This window comes from Mitsuaria sp. TWR114 (assembly GCF_007997345.1).
On record NZ_VOSR01000051.1, the window covers coordinates 1 to 3106 of the forward strand.

Below are 3106 nucleotides of genomic sequence, written 5' to 3' on the forward strand. Positions count from 1 at the left end.
CTCGTAGCCGAGGATGAAGCCCTCGCGCGTCAGCCGCCGCACCCGCTCCAGCACCGCCGTCGCGGACATCTGCACCTCCTCCGCCAGCTTCAGGTTGCTGATGCGCCCGTCCTGCTGCAGCAGCGCGAGGATGCGCCGGTCGATCTTGTCCAGGTCCTGGAGGTCGCTCATGCTGGATTCCGTGCGGTGGATGGCCTAAACATTGGAGATTAATTCGGAGCCCTCCTTTTTACACTCCCGATATTCGCTAGGGGAGCGCCCCTCGCACGAACATTCGAGGATCCCATGACCGCCTTCGCCCTGCCGCCCGAGACCTCCCGCCTGCCCGACCCCTACCGCGAGGAGCTGCCGCTGGTGCGCGCGCTGGCCGCGCCGCTGCAGACGCTGCACTGGCCGGCGGTGGTCGACCAAGCGCGCCCCTGGGTGCAGCAGGTGCGCGCCAACCCGGCGCCGTTCTGGGCGATGGAGTCGCTGCTGCGCGAGTACCCCATCACCAGCGCCGAGGGCCTGGCCCTGATGCGCCTGGCCGAGGCGCTGCTGCGCGTGCCCGACGCGGAGACCGCCATCGCGCTGACCGCCGACCAGCTCGGCCGCGCGGACTTCGAGGGCGGCTCGGACGGCCCGCACAAGATGCTGGCCGGCTTGGCGGCGAGCGCGATCTCGCTGTCCAAGAAGTTCCTGCCGGACGCTGAATCCGACGGCGGCCTGATGAAGCGCCTGGGCGCGCAGACGGTGGTGGCCGCGACGGTGCGGGCGATCCAGCTGCTGGGCCGCCAGTTCGTGCTCGGCCGCAACATCCAGGAGGCGATGAAGGAGGCCGACGCCGCGCGCAAGGCGCAGGCCCAGCTGCGCTTCTCCTACGACATGCTGGGCGAGGGCGCCCGCACCGAGCGCGATGCCGAGCGCTACCAGGCGTCCTACCTGAATGCGATCGCCGCCATCGCCGCCGGTCGCAAGGCCGAGTCGCCGGAGGGCAGCGACGGCATCTCGATCAAGCTGTCGGCGCTGTTCTCGCGCTACGAGGTGCTGCAGCGCGAGCGCGTCTACGCCGAGCTGCTGCCGCGCGTGTGGCAGCTGGTCGAGAAGGCGGCGCAGGCCAACATCAACCTGACGATCGACGCCGAGGAGGTCGACCGGCTGGAGCTGTCGCTGGAGCTGCTCGACGCGCTGGCGGCGCGCATCGCCACCCACTTCCCGCAGTGGCGCGGCTTCGGCCTGGCGGTCCAGGCCTACCAGACGCGCGCGCGTGACGTGGTGGAGGCGGTCGCCGCGATCGCCCGCCGGCATGGGCTGCGCTTCATGGTGAGACTGGTGAAGGGCGCCTACTGGGACGGCGAGATCAAGCGCGCCCAGGAGCAGGGCCTGCCCTGCTACCCGGTCTACACGCACAAGCCGCACACGGACGTGTCCTACCTGGCCTGCGCGCAGGCGCTGCTGCAGCACCACGACGTCATCTACCCGCAGTTCGCGAGCCACAACGCCGGCACCATCGCCGCCATCCTGCAGATGGCCCGCGCGCTGGGCGCCAAGTTCGAGATGCAGCGCCTGCACGGCATGGGCGAGGGCATCTACCGCGAGGTGCTGAAGGACGGCAGCATCCCCTGCCGCGTCTACGCGCCGGTCGGCGAGCACCGCGACCTGCTGGCCTACCTGGTGCGCCGCCTGCTGGAGAACGGCGCCAACTCCTCCTTCGTCCACCAGCTGGCCGACCCGACGGTGGCGCCGGAGGAGCTGCTGGCCTCGCCGATGACGCAGATCCAGGAGGCCGCGGCGCTGCCGCTGCCGGTGGCGCTGTACCGCGACGCGGCGGGCCGCGGCCGCGACAACTCCGCGGGCCTGGACCTGGCGGTGCCGGCGCAGCGCCAGCCGCTGCTGGACGCGCTGGCCGCCTGCAGCGTGCCGACGCTGACGGAAGCCTCGCCCGATGAAGTGGACGCGGTGATGGCGCGCCTGCAGGGCGGCTTCGCCGGCTGGAACGCGACGCCGGTGGCCGGGCGCGCCGCGGTGCTGCGCCGCGCCGCCGACGCGCTGCAGGCACAGCTGCCGCAGTACTGCGCGCTGCTGGTGAAGGAGGCCTACAAGAGCTTCGGCGACGCGATCAGCGAAGTCCGCGAGGCCATCGACTTCCTGCGCTACTACGCCGACGAGGCCGAGCGCCTGGCCGCCGATGGCGTCGCGCTGAATGGCCGCGGCGTGTTCGTCTGCATCTCGCCGTGGAACTTCCCGCTGGCGATCTTCGCCGGCCAGGTGGTGGCCGCACTGGCCGCCGGCAATGCCGTCGCCGCCAAGCCGGCCGAGCAGACGCCCGCGGTCGCGGCCGAATGCGTGAAGCTGCTGCATGCCGCCGGCGTCCCCGAGGACGCGGTGCAACTGGTGCATGGCCGTGGCGAGACCGTCGGTGCGCGCCTGGTGGCCGCGCCGCAGACGGCGGGCGTGTGCTTCACCGGCTCGACGCAGGTGGCGCAGATCATCAACCGCCAGCTGGCGGCCAAGCCCGGCGCCGCGGCGCTGCCGCTGATCGCCGAGACCGGCGGGCTGAACGCGATGATCGTGGACTCGACCGCGCTGCCCGAGCAGGTCATCGACGCCGTCATGCAATCGGCCTTCCGCAGCGCCGGTCAGCGCTGCTCGGCGCTGCGCCTGCTGGCGGTGCACGAGGCGGTGGCCGATGGCGTCATCGAGATGCTGCGCGGCGCGGTCAAGGAACTGCGCGTCGGCGACAGCGCCGATCTGGCGACCGACGTCGGTCCGCTGATCGACGACGAGGCCTTCCAGGGCGTCTCCCGGGAAGTCCAGCGCCTCAAGCGCGAGGCGACGCTGATCGCCGAGGCCGTGCCGGCCGATGCCTGCCCGCGCCTGCTGCCGCCGGTGGCGGTCGAGCTGCCGACGATCGCCTCGCTGAAGCAGGAGATCTTCGGCCCGGTGCTGCACGTCGTGCGCTGGAGCGGCGATGTGGACGGCGTCGTGCGTGAGATCAACGCGCTGGGCTACGGCCTGACGCTGGGCATCCAGACCCGCATCGACAGCCGCGCGCTGCGCCTGGCGTCGCAGGCGCGCATCGGCAACGTCTATGTGAACCGCAACATCATCGGCGCGGTGGTCGGCG

General features: G+C 71.9%; 2 protein-coding genes. One reads left to right on the plus strand and one right to left on the minus strand.

All coding sequences use genetic code 11. The annotated features are described in order from the left end of the window. Positions 1-171 (minus strand): Lrp/AsnC family transcriptional regulator (locus FUT87_RS03170; protein ID WP_147240056.1); only part of this gene is annotated, 171 nt, incomplete at its 3' end. A 114-nt stretch (positions 172-285) separates the two neighbouring features. On the opposite strand from FUT87_RS03170, the gene FUT87_RS03175 reads away from it, so the two are divergent. Continuing rightward, a partial coding sequence (locus tag FUT87_RS03175; RefSeq protein ID WP_147240057.1) for an L-glutamate gamma-semialdehyde dehydrogenase occupies positions 286-3106 on the plus strand: 2821 nt, incomplete at its 3' end.